At 55.8% G+C, this 17,428-nt stretch carries 17 protein-coding genes; 5 read left to right on the plus strand and 12 right to left on the minus strand.

Annotation, left to right across the window (positions count from 1 at the left end; genetic code table 11):
• Positions 1-37: 37 nt before the first annotated feature.
• The 4 genes from proW to OC597_RS24905 all read right to left on the minus strand — a co-directional run bounded on the left by proW (position 38) and on the right by OC597_RS24905 (position 5,055).
• Positions 38-1,156, minus strand: a complete 1,119-nt coding sequence (gene proW, locus OC597_RS24890; RefSeq protein ID WP_261258837.1) for a glycine betaine/L-proline ABC transporter permease ProW — start codon at positions 1,154-1,156, stop codon at positions 38-40.
• Positions 1,149-2,351 carry a glycine betaine/L-proline ABC transporter ATP-binding protein ProV gene (proV, locus tag OC597_RS24895; RefSeq protein ID WP_262211058.1) on the minus strand — a complete coding sequence of 401 codons (1,203 nt, stop codon included), beginning with the start codon at positions 2,349-2,351 and terminating at the stop codon, positions 1,149-1,151. Before proV ends, proW begins: the two co-directional genes overlap by 8 nt.
• Before the next feature lie 407 nt (positions 2,352-2,758).
• Positions 2,759-3,445 carry a response regulator gene (locus OC597_RS24900; RefSeq protein WP_261258838.1) on the minus strand — a complete coding sequence of 229 codons (687 nt, stop codon included), beginning with the start codon at positions 3,443-3,445 and terminating at the stop codon, positions 2,759-2,761.
• Positions 3,446-3,456: 11 nt separating this feature from the next.
• The gene (locus OC597_RS24905) at positions 3,457-5,055 is read right to left on the minus strand and encodes an ATP-binding protein (RefSeq protein WP_261258839.1); all 1,599 of its coding nucleotides are present in this window, start codon (positions 5,053-5,055) and stop codon (positions 3,457-3,459) included.
• 327 nt (positions 5,056-5,382) lie between these two features.
• Between OC597_RS24905 and OC597_RS24910 the strand changes: the two genes are divergently transcribed.
• Positions 5,383-6,738, plus strand: a complete 1,356-nt coding sequence (locus tag OC597_RS24910; protein WP_261258840.1) for a 2-hydroxycarboxylate transporter family protein — start codon at positions 5,383-5,385, stop codon at positions 6,736-6,738.
• 130 nt (positions 6,739-6,868) lie between these two features.
• Positions 6,869-7,813, plus strand: a complete 945-nt coding sequence (locus OC597_RS24915; RefSeq protein WP_262210950.1) for an MBL fold metallo-hydrolase — start codon at positions 6,869-6,871, stop codon at positions 7,811-7,813.
• Between the two features lie 28 nt (positions 7,814-7,841).
• Here the strand turns inward: OC597_RS24915 and OC597_RS24920 are convergent, their stop codons facing one another.
• Positions 7,842-8,735, minus strand: coding sequence for a LysR family transcriptional regulator (locus tag OC597_RS24920; RefSeq protein WP_262210952.1), 894 nt, complete (start codon positions 8,733-8,735; stop codon positions 7,842-7,844).
• Between the two features lie 124 nt (positions 8,736-8,859).
• Between OC597_RS24920 and OC597_RS24925 the strand changes: the two genes are divergently transcribed.
• Both OC597_RS24925 and OC597_RS24930 read left to right on the plus strand, forming a co-directional pair.
• The gene (locus OC597_RS24925) at positions 8,860-9,600 is read left to right on the plus strand and encodes an SDR family oxidoreductase (RefSeq protein WP_262210954.1); all 741 of its coding nucleotides are present in this window, start codon (positions 8,860-8,862) and stop codon (positions 9,598-9,600) included.
• Positions 9,601-9,672: 72 nt separating this feature from the next.
• Positions 9,673-9,885, plus strand: a complete 213-nt coding sequence (locus OC597_RS24930; protein ID WP_262210956.1) for a DUF1289 domain-containing protein — start codon at positions 9,673-9,675, stop codon at positions 9,883-9,885.
• A gap of 39 nt (positions 9,886-9,924) precedes the next feature.
• Here OC597_RS24930 and nrdF read toward each other — a convergent pair whose 3' ends face one another.
• From nrdF to OC597_RS24955, 5 genes are all read right to left on the minus strand, one after another.
• On the minus strand, positions 9,925-10,896 hold the full coding sequence (gene nrdF, locus OC597_RS24935) for a class 1b ribonucleoside-diphosphate reductase subunit beta (protein WP_262210958.1): 972 nt from the start codon (positions 10,894-10,896) through the stop codon (positions 9,925-9,927).
• 8 nt (positions 10,897-10,904) lie between these two features.
• A complete protein-coding gene (nrdE, locus tag OC597_RS24940; protein ID WP_262210960.1) occupies positions 10,905-13,049 on the minus strand; it encodes a class 1b ribonucleoside-diphosphate reductase subunit alpha in 2,145 nt (714 codons plus the stop codon).
• Entirely contained in the window at positions 13,031-13,435 is a 405-nt protein-coding gene (nrdI, locus tag OC597_RS24945; RefSeq protein WP_099062737.1) for a class Ib ribonucleoside-diphosphate reductase assembly flavoprotein NrdI, read from the minus strand. Before nrdI ends, nrdE begins: the two co-directional genes overlap by 19 nt.
• Before the next feature lie 8 nt (positions 13,436-13,443).
• On the minus strand, positions 13,444-13,680 hold the full coding sequence (gene nrdH, locus OC597_RS24950) for a glutaredoxin-like protein NrdH (RefSeq protein WP_262210963.1): 237 nt from the start codon (positions 13,678-13,680) through the stop codon (positions 13,444-13,446).
• Between the two features lie 280 nt (positions 13,681-13,960).
• Positions 13,961-14,392: a carboxymuconolactone decarboxylase family protein gene (locus tag OC597_RS24955; protein WP_261425822.1), complete on the minus strand. Its 432-nt coding sequence runs from the start codon at positions 14,390-14,392 to the stop codon at positions 13,961-13,963.
• A 96-nt stretch (positions 14,393-14,488) separates the two neighbouring features.
• On the opposite strand from OC597_RS24955, the gene pdxR reads away from it, so the two are divergent.
• Positions 14,489-15,922 carry a MocR-like pyridoxine biosynthesis transcription factor PdxR gene (gene pdxR / locus OC597_RS24960; RefSeq protein ID WP_262210965.1) on the plus strand — a complete coding sequence of 478 codons (1,434 nt, stop codon included), beginning with the start codon at positions 14,489-14,491 and terminating at the stop codon, positions 15,920-15,922.
• A gap of 63 nt (positions 15,923-15,985) precedes the next feature.
• On the opposite strand, the gene OC597_RS24965 is transcribed toward pdxR, so the two are convergent.
• Both OC597_RS24965 and OC597_RS24970 read right to left on the minus strand, forming a co-directional pair.
• Positions 15,986-16,294 carry an ElaB/YgaM/YqjD family protein gene (locus OC597_RS24965; RefSeq protein WP_261258851.1) on the minus strand — a complete coding sequence of 103 codons (309 nt, stop codon included), beginning with the start codon at positions 16,292-16,294 and terminating at the stop codon, positions 15,986-15,988.
• Positions 16,295-16,417: 123 nt separating this feature from the next.
• The gene (locus OC597_RS24970; RefSeq protein WP_262210967.1) at positions 16,418-17,398 is read right to left on the minus strand and encodes a nickel/cobalt transporter; all 981 of its coding nucleotides are present in this window, start codon (positions 17,396-17,398) and stop codon (positions 16,418-16,420) included.
• Between the last annotated feature and the right edge of the window lie 30 nt (positions 17,399-17,428).

Genomic DNA, 17,428 nt, shown 5'->3' on the forward strand with positions numbered 1-17,428 from the left:
CTGTCGGTGCCCCCGGCCAGCGCCGGGGGCAGGGCGATTAAGGCTTTTTGATGAAGGGCCGGGTGACCAGGCCGATCGGGCCGTGTGCGTACCAACGTCCCATGCCTTTGCTGCGGCGATCGCGCCCCAGCGACTGGGTAAGGCGGTCGAGAATAATTGCCAGGATCACGATACCGACCCCGCCGACGGCGGCCAGCCCCATATCGAGACGACCGATACCGCGCAGCACCATCTGGCCCAGACCGCCGACGGCGATCATCGAGGCGATCACCACCATCGACAGTGCCAGCATCAGCGTTTGGTTTACCCCGGCCATAATGGTCGGCATCGCCAGTGGCAACTGCACTTTAAACAGCAGTTGGCGCGGGCTGGCACCAAAGGATTCAGCGGCTTCGATCAGATCTTCCGGCACCTGTTTAATGCCCAGGATAGTCAGACGCACGATCGGCGGCAGGGCGAAGATAATGGTGACCACCACCCCAGGCACGTTACCGATACCGAACAGCATGACAATCGGCACCAGATAGACGAAGGCCGGCGTGGTCTGCATGGCGTCAAGCAACGGCCGTATGACTTTGCCGGCGTGCTTGCTGCGCGCCAGCCAGATGCCGAGCGGCAACCCGATGACGATACAGAAGAACAGGGCGGTCAATACCAGCGCCAGCGTCACCATGGCCTGCGACCAGGCACCAATAGCGCCGATGGCTATCAGCGAGACCAGCGTAGCGGCACCCATGCTGAGGCTGGAGAGCTGCCAGGCAATCAGCGAGAACAGCAGAATGGCGATCGGTGCCGGCATACCGAGCAGCAATTGTTGAAAACCGCTGAGGATAAAATCGACCGGTACGCGGATCCCCTGGAACAGCGGGCGAAAGTGCAGCACCAGCCAATCAATGCCGTGGGTGACCCAGGAGTCAAAGGGTATCCAGGTCTTGTGGAACGGATCCAGCAGGTTGAAGTGCTCCGGTTGGACCGGGGCGCTATTCAGCCAGTCTGAGCCTTGAGCGGCCTGACTGGCGGCGTCGTGGGTTGCCGCTGGTGGCGTACTGGACCAGGCATCGCCGGCGGGAGCCGCCGAGTTGGCAGCGTCAGCGGCCGGTGCGGCACTGGGGTCGACAGGCGCAGTGGCCCAGGGATCTTGTGTTGTATCACTCATTCGTTGGGCCCTCTTTATCCAGGGCCTGCAACAGCATGGCCTTGGAAATGATTCCGATATAGTTGTTTTCTTCGCAGACCACAGGTACCGCGCAAGGCGCCAGAGCGACCAATGAAATCAGTTCGCTTAGCGGCATGTCGGCCGGTACCGGGGCGGGTGCTTCCAGCAGGGCGTCATCCAGCGTCAGATTGGCCGCCAGCGCCTGCTTGAGCGAATCTACCGACACCACGCCGATAAATTTCTTTCCGCGTTCAACAACATAACCATAATCGCGGTCTTCATCGCGCAGCAGCTGTAACGCCGACCGCGGACCAAAACCGGGGGTTTTACGAATAAGCGCCACCGGACGGCGCTTGGCGATATCCTTGGCACTGAAAACATGGCTGACATCTACGCCACGGAAGAAGGTACGTACATAATCGTTGGCCGGATTATTTAATATTTCCTCAGGCGTGCCGACCTGAATCACTTCACCGCCTTGCATAATGGCAATACGATCGCCAATACGCATAGCTTCGTCCAAATCGTGAGAAATAAAGACGATGGTGCGCTGATGCTGGGCCTGTAATTTGACCAGCTCATCCTGCATTTCGGTACGGATTAAGGGATCGAGCGCTGAGAAGGCTTCATCCATCAATAATATATCCGGATTATTTGCCATGGCACGGGCTAATCCCACGCGCTGACGCATGCCACCGGAAAGTTCATCAGGATAAGCATGGGCATAATTCTCCAGTCCGACCTGACGCAGGGCTTCCAGCGCTTTATCCTGGCGCTCCTGGGGAGGAATGCCGGCTAATTCCATGCCAAATGCAGTGTTATTCAATACATTCATATGTGGCATTAAAGCGAATGATTGAAACACCATGCTGATCTTATTACGACGTACGGTACGCAGTGCGCTGTCGGATATTTTCGATATATCCTCGCCGTCAATCAGCACCTGTCCGCGGGTGGGTTCTATCAGACGATTGAGAAGGCGTACCAGGGTGGATTTTCCAGAACCGGAAAGCCCCATGATGACAAATATCTCGCCTTCTTCAATGGTCAGAGAGGCGTCTTTTACGCCTAATGATAACCCGGTTTTTTCAAGCAGTTGGTCTTTTGTCAGACCTTTCTCAATCAGTTTGAATGCGCGATCCGGATGTTCGCCAAATATCTTATACAGGTTCTTTACTTCGAGTTTAATTGCCATGCAATTTGCTGTTTCCTCTGATGAATTATCAAACGATAAAAAATGTCCCAATAGAAAATAATAGTCCCCTATACCCTAACACAGTGAATATCTGAGACAACCCTCAATGTCCGCTGAATGGGATATTAGCGATTTACATCAACATCTCTATTGGTTATGGTAGTGCGGTAAATATTCAATTATTTTCGTCTGATATTCCCGATAAGCGCCTGGTTTTAAGTAAGAATAATCCTGCTGAATTAACGTTATTATTTACTCGTTTGGCTCTCTTCTCTGGCAATAAAAAACCCGACCAGAGGTCGGGTAAAAGTCATCAGTATTTCATCAGTTTTTAACGACAGGTGCCGATATCGAGGGGATATCGTCGCAGGCATATTATCCGCTTAATATGACAGCCAGATGTCAGCCTAAGCCTTGCGATACAGGCGGCGTGGATGGCCGATATTGCCGTACATCATCTCTACGCGTACGAATTGGGTAGCGACACAATATTCCAGATAACGGCGGGCGGTGGTTTTGCTGATACCGACCTGTTCGACCACGTCCTCCACCGCGTGCGCCATCTCTGGCCGTTTGATAAACAGCGCCTGAACCAGCTCCAGCGTGTTGGTTTCAATGCCCTTGGCGCTTGGCTCGCTGGAGAACTGTTTGGATTGCAGGTTATACAGTGCGTCGACGTTGCTTTGGTCGATCACCTTGAAGGTGCGCTGGGTTTGAACAAACTGCATAAAGCGTTCCAGCGAGTTGCGCAGCCGTTTGTAGGACACCGGTTTAATGATGTAATCGAAAGCGCCGTTGCGGATCGCCTGGCTGCAGGTGTTCATATCGCTGGCGGCGGTAATGAAGATCACCGAACAACCGGGATTTTTCACTGCGGCTTCCTCCATTAGCTCAATACCCTGGCCGTCCGGCAGAAAGTTATCCAGCAGGATCAACCGTGGCTGGTGGCTTTTGACCTTGGCTCTGGCCTCGGCCAGCGTGGCGGCATAGGCCACCACCCGCAGAGCAAAGTTCTGCTCAATGAACTCGGCGTGCAGCGTCGCCAACTGTGGCTCATCTTCCACGATCAAAACGTCCAGTGCTTCTGGTTGCATTATTCGGGTGCTCAAGATTGTTTAGGGATAAACAAAGAAAAAATGGTGCCGTGCGGCTCGTTGTCCGACACTTCTATGCTGCCATGCGCCTGCGCTACGTGGCTGGCGACCAAATGCAGGCCGATGCCGTGGTCACCTTTGTCATCTTTGGTGGTGACGCCTTGTTCGAACAGCGTATCACGCACCTCGGGGGCGATGCCGGTACCGCGATCGGCCACTTCAATCACCAACTCATTGCCGTTATCGCTAATATAGAGTTCTACCGCTTCATGCGGCGCATCGCAATGCAGCGTAGCGTCAACCGCATTATCCAGCAAATTGCCGATGATCGACATCAGTTCGGTTTCGTTCAGCGCCGCCGGGATTTGCCCCAGCTGACAGGCGGGATCGAAGCGCAGCTCAACGCCTTTTTCCTTCGCACTGGAGTACTTGCCCAACAGCAGACCACAGAGTGCCGCAGAACTGAAACGCTGAGAAATAAAGTCGAGGATCTCCTGCGCGCCTTCCGACTGAGCCTCAACATAACGGATCGCCTCGTCGTAGCGCTGCATATGCAACAGTCCGGCGAGGGTGGCGGTCCAGTTGAGCTGTTCATGGCGCATGATACGCAGGTTGTCAGCGTAGCGTTTGACCTGGCTGAGCTGGCTGCTCAGGGTATTGATGTCGTTCTTGTCGCGGAAGCTGATCACCCAGCCTTGCAGCTCTTCTTCCTGCATAATCCGCACCCGGCTGGCGATGACCCGCACGTGGTTGAAGCGGCAAACCTCATCATGGGTATCGTGCCCCAACTGGGAAGCGCCGAAAAAGTCCGGCTGCGACTGGATCACTTCACCAATCTCGCGCCCCATCAGGGCCCCGGCGGGTTGACGCAGATCCAGCAATTCACGTGCCGCGTGGTTGATGGTGATGATCCGCAATTGAGGGTCGACGGCAATCACTCCCTCATAAATTGCTTCCAACAGGGCTTTTTGTTGGCGCACCAGCAGCGCAATTTCCTTCGGCTCCAGCCAGAACATCTGGCGTTTTAAATTCTTCGATAACAGCCAGGAAAAAACAAACAGGGCGATTAATAACATCACAATCGACACCACAATTTGCGTCAGGGTTCTGGCATTCAGATTGTCGATATGTGATTTCAGATAGCCGACCGAAACAATGCCGATAACGTTATTATTGTCGTCCATAATCGGCGCTTTACTGCGCAATGAAACACCGATGCCGCCTTTGCGGATGGAAATAATACTTTTCCCCTCCAAAACCTCTTTGTTATCGCCACCGACCATCGGGGTACCGATACGATCAGTATATTCAGAGTGGTAAAGATGCCGGGTTTGTTTATCGCCGATCACGATATAGCTGGCATCACTGCTGGCGCGTATTTTTTTCATCAGCTCGGCGATTTTCACCGGGTCGTTTTTTTCCACTGCGGTGATCAAGGAAGGGATCAGGGCAATCTCCCGCGCCTGTACTTGCGCCCGCGCGCCGAGGTCGCGGTGCAACTGAGCATCCAGCTGGTAGTAAGTGTAGGCACCAATAAAGGTTAGCAGCACACAGGAAAAGGCGACCAGGCACAGGAATAGCTTGATTTGAAATGAGAGTTTTATGCGCATGGCCTGGGGGTTGCCCTGAGAGATCCTGAGTGCTTACCCTATCATGAGTCGGGGTTAATGTAATATTGCGCCCGATCAACTTGTGATCGCCGCCACGGGTTTATCCTTGGTGGGTCACAGTATTCAGCGACTGCAATAAAATTGATAAGCTTTAAAGTTAAAATAACATTAACACCATTAAAACCACGTTCTATTTTACATAACCCTAATTAACACCATAGAAACCATAACCACCATTAAAAACCCTTTTTAATTTTGAACAAAATCACAGCAGGTAATCCGTGCGTTTCTCTATGATGGCCGAACAAACTAATAAGAGGCCAGATTATGAGCACAACAGATGATTCTTACCTCGTCGCCAAAGACAAAACGGCTGAAATACCGTTGCGTGAAAAATGGTGGCACATACTGGACAATTACAAAGTAGGGATTATTCCGTTACCGTTCTTCGTTCTGGCCGGCGTACTTATTTTACTGGATTGCCTGGAAGGGAAATTACCCAGCGATATCGTGGTGATGGTCGCGACACTGGCCTTCTTCGGTTTTGCCTGCGGCGAGTTTGGCAAACGCCTGCCGCTGATCGGCAAAATGGGGGCCGCAGCCATTTGCGCCACCTTTATTCCTTCCGCGTTGGTGCATTACGGTCTGCTGCCGGACGTGGTGGTGGAGTCGACCACCAAGTTCTACAAGTCGACCAATATTCTCTATCTCTATATCTGCTGCATTATCGTCGGCAGCATTATGAGTATGAACCGTCAGGTGTTGATCCAGGGCTTCCTGCGCATCTTCGCGCCGATGCTGTGCGGTGAAGTTGCCGGCATGCTGGTGGGTATGGCGGTCGGCATGGCGCTGGGGCTGGAGCCGTTCCAAATCTTCTTCTTCCTGATCTTGCCGATCATGGCCGGGGGCGTCGGTGAGGGCGCGATCCCGCTGTCGATGGGCTACGCAGCAATCCTGCATATGGATCAGGGGGTAGCTCTGGGTCGTATCCTGCCGATAGTGATGCTCGGTGGTCTGACTGCCATTGTGCTCGCCGGCTTGCTCAACCAACTTGGTAAACGCTACCCGCACCTGACCGGTGAAGGCAGCCTGATGCCCAACAAGCAGGGTGACAGCGAAATGAGTGCGGTGGAAAAAGTCAGTGGCAAGGTGGATGTCAGCACCATTGCCTGTGGCGCGCTGTTGGCCATCCTGCTGTACATGGTGGGGATGTTGCTGCATCGCCTGATTGGCCTGCCGGCACCGGTTGGCATGCTGTTCGCGGCGGTGGCGGTGAAGCTGGCGCACGGTGTTTCTCCACGTATTCAGGAAGGCTCGCAGGTGGTGTACAAGTTCTTCCGCACGGCGGTGACCTACCCAATCCTGTTTGCCGTTGGCGTAGCGATCACCCCATGGCAGGAACTGGTTAACGCTTTCACTATTCAAAATCTGGTGGTGATCGTCAGCACCGTTTGCACGCTGGTGGCGACCGGTTTCTTTGTCGGCAAGAAAATTGGCATGCACCCGATCGATGTGGCGATTGTCTCCTGCTGCCAGAGCGGGCAGGGCGGCACCGGTGATGTTGCTATCCTGACCGCCGGTAACCGTATGTCGTTGATGCCGTTTGCCCAAATCGCCACCCGCATCGGCGGCGCGATTAACGTCTCACTCTCTTTGTTAGTGCTGGCCAAATTCTTCGTATAACAAAAAAACCTTAGTTTTCTTTGCCTTTCCCCGCCCCCGCGGGGATTTTTTTTATTCATTTTCCCCTCCTGCAGGCGTCATTTCCGCTTTGGGTTAATACTTAGCGCTTAAATGACAATCGGGAGTCACTATGTTCTGGAAATCTTACCTGCTGGGGGCGACGCTGGCCGTCATGTCGCTGCAAACCCTGGCCGCCGCACCACAGGTGAAAACCCCCGCGCCGGGTTTTTATCGCCTAATGCTGGGCAGCTATGAAGTCACCGTCTTGTCCGATGGGATACTCCGTTTGCCGGTGGATAAACTGCTGCTGAACAGCACGCCAAAACAGATCGAAACCGCGCTGGCCGAGCACCATCAGAGCCTGCCGGTAGTGACCTCGTTCAATTCGTACCTGATCAATACCGGCAGTAAGTTGATCCTGATCGATACCGGGGCCGGTTCGCTGCTGGGCAAGGATCTGGGTAAATTGACCGCTAATCTGAAGGCGGCCGGCTATCAGCCGCAACAGGTGGATGAAATTTATCTGACGCATATGCACCCGGATCATCTCGGCGGCTTGATGCAAAACGGCCAGGCGGTGTTCCCAAATGCGCTGGTGCGTGCTGGTCAGCAGGAGGCCGATTTTTGGCTGAGCGAGAGCCGTTTGAAACAGGCGAAGGCGGAAGATAAAGCGTCATTTGAGAATGCCATAGCGGCGATCAAACCTTATCAGGCCGTCGGGCACTTCAAACCTTTCAACAGTGACGGCGAGTTGTCGCCAGGCATCAGCGCTTTTGCGGCCCACGGTCATACGCCGGGGCACAGCATTTATCAGGTGGAGAATCAGGGTAAGAAACTGCTGTTAATTGGCGATCTGATCCACGTGGCAGCGGTGCAGTTTGCCGATCCGAATGTCGCGATCAGCTTCGACAGTGATGCCAAAGCAGCGGTGACCCAGCGACTGCGGGTCTTCGGTGATAGCGCCCGACAAAAGGAGCTGGTGGGCGGGGCGCATCTGTCATTCCCCGGATTGGGCTATCTGAATAAGCAGGGTGAAGGCTACGGCTGGGTACCGCTGGAATATGGCGCCCTGTAAACCAATGGCCGCTCTGACGGGCGGCTTGTTAACCGTTGCGTGCGGCAAAAGCCTTGCTGAACCAGTCGATAAATACCCGCACCCGGGGTGAAAGTTGGCGATTACGCGGATACAGCAGCGAGACCGGCATCGGTGTGGAAGGGTATTGCGGCAACAGCGGCAGCAGGCTGCCGTTAGCCAAATCGTCGCGCAGGTGATAGCGCGGCACCTGAATAATCCCCAACCCCATGCGTGCTGCGGCCACCAGGCTTTCCGCCGCGCTGACCGACACCGTGCAGGGCAGCATCACCTGTTGCGGCTGACCTGCGACGTTAAATTCCAAAGGCATAATGGTGCCGCTGGCTGAGGAGCGAAAACCCACCATGCGGTGCCCTTCAAGTTCATCGATACTGAGCGGCGTCCCGAAGCGTTGCAGGTAGTCGGGGGCCGCGCAGGTCACTTCCTCCAGTTCACCCAGCCGACGCGCTACCATATCGCTGTCTTTCAGCTTGCCGACACGCACCACGCAGTCGATACCTTCCCGCACCGGGTCTACCAGCCGATCGCCTTCGCTCATGAACAATTCGAGATCCGGATAGTGCGCCAGAAAATCGGGCAGCCCGGGCAGCAGAAAGTGACGCGCCAGCGTGCCGTGCACATCGATACGCAGCAGCCCGCGTGGCTTGGCCCCGGCAAAGGCCATCTCGGCATCTTCGATATCCGCCAAAATAGTCAGGCAGCGCTGATAATAGGCCTCACCATCCAGCGTCGGGCTGACGTGACGGGTGGTGCGTTGTAACAGCCGTACCTGCAACCGGGCTTCCAGCTGTTTGATGGCGTCGGTCACCGTGGAACGCGGTAGGCCCAGATCCTGTGCGGCCTGGGTAAAACTACGCTGTTCTACCACGCGGGTGAACAGACGCATGGCGTCAATTCTGTCCATGGTGATTGTTCGCTTAATTCGGATAGTGATAACGAAGAGTAGGGGATTATTCGCCGCTGTGAAAGGTGCATGATGATCCCACGCCAGCAAGCCTGCCGGCGCATCGTCGACGAGGAGAGATCAGATGAACACCACTAGCCAACAAGTTGCCATCGTAACCGGCGCATCACGCGGCATCGGTGCCGCCATCGCCGAACGCCTGGCTGCCGACGGTTTTACTGTGATCGTCAACTATTCAGGTAACCAGGCATTGGCCGATCAACTGGTACGCAAAATTGAGCAGAAGGGTGGCCGGGCGCTGAGCGCCAAAGCGGACGTCAGCGATGCCGCTGCGGTAGTCCAACTGTTTGACCGTGCCGAACAGGCCTTCGGCGGGGTGGATATATTGGTGAATAACGCCGGGGTGATTGCATTGGCTCCGCTGGCAGAAATGAGCGATGCCGATGTGGATCGGCTGATCGACATCAACCTGAAGGGCACCTTCAATACTCTGCGTGAGGCGGCGAAACGCCTGCGTGACAATGGCCGTATCATCAACTTTTCTTCCAGTGTGGTCGGGCTGTTGCAGCCGGGTTACGGCATGTACGCTGCCAGCAAGGCCGCCGTCGAGGCGCTGACCAGCGTGCTGGCGAAAGAGCTGCGCGGTCGTAATATCACCGTGAATGCCATCGCACCCGGGCCCACTGCCACCGGGTTGTTCCTGGACGGTAAAACGCCTGAGCTAATCGAGCGACTGGCGAAAATGGCGCCGCTGGAACGGCTGGGCCAGCCGCAGGATATCGCCGCAGCAGTGTCATTCTTGGCCGGTGCCGACGGCGCCTGGATTAATGGCCAAACCCTGCGTGCCAACGGTGGCATTATCTGATGCTGGCAGGCGGTTTTTTCGCGGCAGGATCGGGTATCCTGTGGCGAGAAATCCACCGCGAGGAAGCATTTAATGGTAGGGCGCAGCAGAAGAAGGAAAACGGGCAGTCAGATTGACGATAGCGTCCGTTCACCTTGCAATAATGTTTGCCAGATCGACACCGAAAAAGCGTGGTGCCGTGGCTGTTGGCGCACGCTGGATGAAATCGCTGCCTGGTCGAGCGCCGATGACCAGGAAAAGCGGGCCATCTGGCAACGCATCCGGCAGCGTTCCGGGAATATCTAAACAGTAGGGGCGCTGCATGCTGCGCCCGTTCAACTGTCCTCAGAAATCCCAGTCGTCATCCTCGGTATTGACCGCTTTGCCAATCACGTAAGACGAGCCGGAGCCGGAGAAGAAGTCGTGGTTTTCGTCGGCGTTCGGTGACAGCGCCGACAGAATCGCCGGGTTGACCTCCGCCATCGACGGTGGGAACAGCGCTTCGTAACCCAGATTCATCAGCGCCTTGTTGGCGTTATAGTGCAGGAAGGTTTTCACGTCCTCGCTCCAGCCCACCCCGTCGTACAGCTCTTCGGTGTACCGCACCTCGTTGTCATACAGATCCTGCAGCAGATCGAAGGCGAAGTTTTTCACCAGTTGCCGACGGGCGGCGTCGACTTTCTCCAACCCTTTCTGGAACTTATAGCCAATGTAATAACCGTGTACCGCTTCATCGCGGATGATCAGACGGATCAGATCGGCGGTGTTGGTCAATTTGGCGCGGCTCGACCAGTACATCGGTAGGTAAAAGCCCGAATAGAACAGGAACGACTCGAGGAACACGCTGGCGACTTTCTTCATCAGTGGATCGTCGCTGCGGTAGTGGGCCAGAATGATATTGGCCTTTTTCTGCAATGCGCGGTTTTCCTCACTCCAACGGTAGGCGTCGTCGACGTCCGGCGTCTGGCACAGCGTGGAGAATATCGAGCTGTAGGAGCGGGCGTGTACCGCCTCCATAAAGCATATGTTGGAGTACACCGCCTCTTCGTGCGGCGTAATGGCGTCAGCGATCAGCGCCGGGGCACCGACGGTATTCTGAATGGTGTCCAGCAGCGTCAGGCCGGTGAACACCCGGATGGTCAGCTGCTGTTCTTTCGGTGTCAGCGTGGCCCACGACGGAATATCGTTCGACAGCGGTACCTTTTCCGGCAGCCAGAAGTTGGAGGTTAGGCGGTTCCATACCTCCAGATCCTTGTCGTCTTCGATGGTATTCCAGTTGATTGCGCGCACCAGCTGCGCCGGTTTAATGCTATTCATATTTTGCCTCACAGCGCGCAGGACACGCAGCCCTGCACCTCGGTGCCTTCCAGCGCCATCTGGCGCAGACGGATGTAATAGATGGTTTTGATGCCTTTACGCCAGGCGTAAATCTGTGCGCGGTTGATGTCGCGCGTGCTGGCGGTATCGCGGAAAAACAGCGTCAGCGACAGCCCCTGATCGACGTGCTGACTGGCGGCGGCGTAGGTATCAATGATCTTTTCCGGCCCGATGTCATAGGCATCCTGGTAGTACTCCAGGTTGTCGTTGGTCATATAAGGCGCCGGATAATACACGCGGCCAATCTTGCCCTCTTTGCGGATCTCGATGCGTGACACAATCGGATGGATGCTGGAGGTCGAGTTATTGATGTAGGAGATGGAGCCGGTCGGCGGTACCGCTTGCAGGTTCTGGTTGTACAACCCGTGCATCATCACCGATTGGCGCAGCGCCAACCATTCCTCGCGGCCCGGAATGGCGATATTGGCGTCGGCGAACAGAGCGCGCACTCGCTCGGTCTGTGGCAGCCATTCCCGTTCGGTGTATTTGCTGAAGTACTCACCGGAGGCGTAGGTGGAGTCTTCAAAGCCGGCGAATGCGCTACCGCGCTCAATAGCCAGTTGGTTAGAGGCACGAATAGCGTGGTAAGCGACGGTATAGAAATAGAAATTGGTGAAGTCGATGCCTTCCTCTGAGCCATAGAAGATGCGTTCGCGCGCCAGATAGCCATGCAGGTTCATCTGGCCCAGGCCGATGGCGTGCGAGCTGCGGTTGCCTTCGGCGATAGAGGGTACCGAACGGATGTCGCTCATGTCCGCCACCGCAGTCAGCGCGCGGATCGCGGTGTCGACCGCTTTGCCGAAGTCCGGCGCATCCATGGTTTTGGCAATGTTTAGCGAGCCGAGGTTGCAGGAAATATCCTTGCCGACCTGGTCATAGCTCAGATCATCGTGATAAGTGCTGGCGCGGTTAACCTGTAAAATCTCCGAACACAGGTTGCTCATATTGATCCGTCCGGCGATCGGGTTCTCACGATTGACGGTATCTTCAAACATCATGTACGGGTAGCCGGACTCAAATTGGATCTCGGCCAGCACCTGGAAGAACTCGCGGGCATTGATGCGCGATTTGCGGATGCGTTTGTCATCCACCATTTCGCGGTACTTCTCGCTGATGCTGATTTCCGAGAACGGCACGCCATACACTTGCTCGACGTCATACGGTGAGAACAGGTACATCTCTTCGTTATTTTTGGCCAGTTCGAAGGTGATATCCGGGATCACCACCCCCAGCGACAGGGTTTTGATGCGGATCTTCTCGTCGGCATTTTCACGCTTGGTATCGAGGAAACGCAGAATATCCGGGTGATGAGCATTGAGGTACACCGCACCGGCTCCTTGACGCGCACCCAGTTGGTTGGCGTAAGAGAAGGCATCTTCGAGCATTTTCATGATCGGAATGACGCCGGAGGATTGGTTCTCAATACGTTTGATCGGCGCGCCGACCTCACGGATGTTGGTCAGCAAAAACGCCACGCCACCGCCACGTTTCGACAGTTGCAGCGCAGAATTCACCGCCCGGCCGATCGACTCCATGTTGTCTTCAATGCGCAGCAGGAAGCAGGACACCAGTTCGCCGCGCTGCTGTTTGCCGCAGTTGAGGAAGGTGGGCGTCGCCGGCTGGAAGCGGCCGGAAATCATTTCTTCTACCAGAGCTTGCGCCAGTGCGGTATCGCCTGCGGCCAGCGTCATGGCGACCATGCACACCCGATCCTCGTAGCGTTCCAGATAGCGTTTGCCGTCAAAGGTTTTCAGCGTGTAGCTGGTGTAGTACTTAAAGGCGCCGAGAAACGTCTCGAAGCGGAATTTTTTCGCGTAGGCCTGCTGGAACAACTGCTTGATAAAGGCGAAGTCGTACTGCGCCAGCACGCTCTGCTCGTAATAACCTTCTTCCACCAGATAGCGCAGCTTCTCTTCCAGGTTGTGGAAGAACACGGTGTTCTGATTGACGTGCTGCAGGAAGTAGTGTCGTGCCGCCAGTCGATCCTTATCAAACTGGATACGGCCTTCGGCATCATAAAGATTGAGCATCGCGTTGAGCGAATGGTAATCCAGCGCGCTGGTAGCGGGCCTGGTCAGTTCTGTCGTTGCCAAAATGCGGTTACTCCCTGTCGAACGTTTGCAACGTCTTGTGTGGTGCCGAGCAGCTCAAAACGGTAAAGAAAAGGCACCTGACATTTTTTGGCGATGATATCGCCGGCAATGCCGTACGCTGCGCCGAAATTGGTATTCCCGGCGGCGATAACGCCGCGCAGGAAAGCGCGATTCTGCGGATCGTTGAGAAAGCGGATCACCTGGATCGGCACGGCTCCCACGGCGCTGCCGCCGCCATAGCTGGGCACGATCAAAATATAGGGGCTTTCCATCAGCAGTTTGCTACGGGCACCGGCGATCGGTATGCGCATCGCCGGTAAGCCCAGCTTTTCAACGAACCTGTGGGTGTTCTCCGAACTGCTGGAGAAGTAGACCAGCGGGTTCATGGCCAACCTCAGGACGCGACGGCGTGAGCCAGCGCGCCAATTTTGTCTGGCCGGAAACCGGACCAGTGATCTTCACCGGCAATAATTACCGGAACCTGTTGATAGCCAAGGGATTTGACATGGTTCAGCGCCTGCTGATCCTGGGTGAGGTCGATCACCTGATAACCAATCCCTTGCTTATCGAAGGCGCGATAGGTGGCGTTGCACTGGACACAGTCCGGTTTACTATAAATAATAATGCTCATGATTCGCATTTACCTTTTGGGCTGAAGGAAAGGCGGACAGGTCAGATAACGGAGCATTGAACGGCGCTTCTGACGGCGTTACCAACCGCTACATGTTCCCTGCGGCTGATGGAATAAATACTATATGTAGATATTTAATTTATCAACCACGCTATATATGGTGTTTTGATGGGTTTCGCGCGCAGGCCGCAGCGGGGCTGGAAAAGCGGTGGGGAAATTTTTTTTGCGGGGAGTTAGTGACGAAAACCCCTCTCGCAGTGAGAGGGGAAGTGCGGTTGGATCATTGGCGCATGCTGATGGCCAGGCGATTAAAGGCATTCATGATGCTAATGGCGAAGGTCAAATCAGCAATTTCTGCGTCGCTAAAGTGCGCCTGTAACGCTTCAAACGCACTGTCCGGAGCGCCGGTAGCGGCGATCAAAGTGACAGATTCTGCCCATTCCAGTGCTGCGCGTTCACGCTCACTGAACGCATGGCTGACGCGCCAGCCTGCCAGCTGATCCAGTTTGGCGTTGTCGACGCCACTTTCGCGCAGGGCTTTACCGTGCATATCCAGGCAGTAGGCGCAGCCGTTGATCTGCGAAACACGCATAAACATCAGTTCAATGGTCGCTTTATCCAGCGCGCCTTTTTCCAGCGCCATCAGGGCGCTCACCATATTTTTGTACGGAGCCGGTGAAAGTTCGGAATAGTTCAAACGTTGCTTAATCATGGTCAACCTCGGTTAGCGAATAGCAGAATCATGGTGCTACTTTAGCGGTGATATGGACTATGCTATAGGGCCATAAAGTGATTATTTAACCGGGCCATGATGCGTCAGTTTCTTACCTCCTTGCGGCTGGACAGCCGGCTTGCCGACCCCTTGTACCGGCAGATCTATTTGCGGATCAAAGACGCCATAGCGCAGGGAACCCTGCAGGCGGGCAGCCGGTTGCCTTCGGTTCGCGGCTTGGCGAGCGATCTGGGCGTGGCCCGTGCCACGGTAGAAAGTGCCTATGCACAGCTGATTGCCGAAGGTTTCCTGCAAAGCCGGGGGCAGGCGGGCACCTATGTTTCGCCGCAGTTGCAGAACCTGCCGGTGCGTGCAGCGCTGACGGTGGAGCCTTTGCCGACGGTGACGGCAAATCCGCTGCATCCGAACGGGGCGACGCCGCCGTTTCAACTGGGGCTACCCGCGCTGGATGCGTTTCCTCGCGCGCAATGGCAGCGAATTGTCGGTCGCCAGTTACGCACTGCCCCGTTGGCCTCTATGGCACATCCGTCAACTCAGGGCTTGCCCGAGCTGCGTGCGGCAATCGCCAATTATTTGCAGCTTTCGCGCGGCATCAGTTGCCGCCCGGAACAGGTGTTTATCTGTGCCGGTTATCAGGCACTGCTGGATCTGGTGATCGGCACTTTGCTTCAGCCGGGGGAAGCGGTATGGCTGGAGGATCCGGGCTATCCGGTCACGCTGCCGCTGTTTCGTGCCGCCGGTATGCGGCCAGTGGCGGTGCCGGTCGATGAGCAGGGCATGAACATTGCCGCCGGTTTGGCCTGCGCCCCCCAGGCACGGATGGCGGTGCTGACGCCGACCCATCAGAGTCCGCTGGGGGTCACACTCAGTCTGGCAAGGCGTATGGCGCTGCTGGAGTGGGCGCAGCAGCAGCAGGCGTGGATCCTTGAAGACGACTATGACAGCGAGGTTCGTTATCACGGTCGGCCGCTGCCGCCGTTGAAAAGTCTCGATCGTCAGGGGCGTGTGCTGTACGCCGGTACCTTCAGCAAAACGCTGTTCCCGGCCTTGCGTATGGCTTATCTGGTGGTGCCTACCGGGCAGGTAGAGGCTTTTGGCCACAGCAGCCGGCTACGCGGCTGCGGTTGCCCGCCGTTGCTACAGGCCAGCGTGGCAGATTTTATTCATCAGGGGCATTTTTATCGCCATTTGAAGCGGATGCGGCCCATTTATCGCCAACGGCGCGCATGGCTGGCACAGGCACTGGAACAGCAGTTGGGGGAGCATTTGACGGTCGCGTCACAGGCCGGTGGCATTCAGTTATTGGCCCGGCTGAAGGGGGAGGGGCAGGATCGGCTTTTGGCGGAACTGGCCTGGCAGTGCGGCTTGTCGATACAGGCGCTATCCGACTGGCGTATTGCGGAACCGGCGGGTTCGGGCCTGTTAATGGGCTTTGCCAACTTTACACAGCAGGCGGATACGGAGCGAGCGGTAGCCCGGTTGGCCGGGTTAATCAAAGGCACAAATTAAACGGCCCGCGGTTTCCCGCGGGCCAGACGCACATCTGTTTTATCTTTATGACTGCAAGGGGTGTTAACGCCGGGCCAGCAGCACGCCGAGGACGATGCCAACGGCGGCCCCGATCCCTACGCCCTGCCAAGGTTTGTCGCGCACGTAGCTGTCGGCTTGTTCGACGGCATCGCGCGCGTGCTGTGTCAGACTGCTGGGACCATTAAAGCGTGCCCGGGCATCGCGTAATACGCCTTTTGCCTTACTGTGCAGCTCTTTCAGTTCCTCTTTGGTCTTGTCACCGGATTCACGTAGCACCTCATCCAGCGTATCCGCCAGCAGGGTGACGTCTTGATCGATGTCGCGTTCTACTTTTTCTGATCTCTTAAACATTCGATTCTCCGTTTCGACACATGTCTTTTAAGTGTAGACCATTTTTTAAAATGTGTTGGAGATCACGGAAAAAACGCCCATGAGGTTCTGTTTTCGTGGCTGATAGCGACGTGATGGTCGCCGTCAGCAACCGGCGGCAATAAAATCGCCGTTGGCACTGACCGGGATGACCGAACTGAACAGCACCAACGCGAATAACACCAGCAGCACGCCGCCGACAATAACCGCCATCCGTGATGCCTGCGCCAGGTGCTTGCCCGTCAGGTGATCGTTAGCGGCGATCAATTTTTCACGCGCATGGTGCACCAGGGTGGCGAGGATCATGATCGACAGCGCCGTTCCTAACGCCATGCTGATGGCTGAAATCACCCCCCAGGTGAACATGCCGACGGCGTTGGCGAATACCAGGATAAGGATCGCACCGCTGCAGGGGCGGATGCCAATGGAAAGGATAAGCCACAATGCATTGCGCCAGCCGCCGGTCAGGTCTGCCGCGTTGGGCAGATGCCGATGACCGCAGGCGCAATCATCGCCAGGACTGTGCTGCGCCGTCTTGGCTATCGGTCTCAGGGTTTTTATTTTCGGCAGGCGACGCCGGTGTAAACCTATGGCCCGCCCTATCACCACCAGGCCAAAAGCGGCGATAAACAGCGCACTGCCTTTTTCCAGCCAGTAACGACTCAGGCTCAGATCACCCATTGACAGGTTCAACGCCACCGCCAGAATCAGCACGAAGAGGATGGCGACAATGCCTTGCATCAGGCTGCCGAGCAGGGTGATAAGTCGGCTGGCGTTCAACTGTCGACGATGGGTGGCCAGATAGGTGGTGATGACAAATTTGCCGTGGCCCGGGCCAACGGAGTGTAAAAAACCGTAGATAAAGCTGCCCAGTGCCAGCATCACGCCACCGCTGTACTGGTGATTGCGCTGTTGCAACAGGTACAAAACCAGATAACGATGCATATAGATCTGAGCATTGATGCAATATTGGACGAACTCTGCCCAGTGGCGGATAAACAGATAGAGTATAGCCAGCAACAGTAGGGCACCCGCGCCCAGACCGGCAAAGTTCGCCAGTGTCACTTTGATTGAAGAGGTTTTCATGGCGTTGTCCGCCTGTGACAAAAGAGATCA

The sequence above is a fragment of the Serratia proteamaculans genome (assembly GCF_946227095.1).
Lineage (GTDB): Bacteria > Pseudomonadota > Gammaproteobacteria > Enterobacterales > Enterobacteriaceae > Serratia > Serratia proteamaculans_E.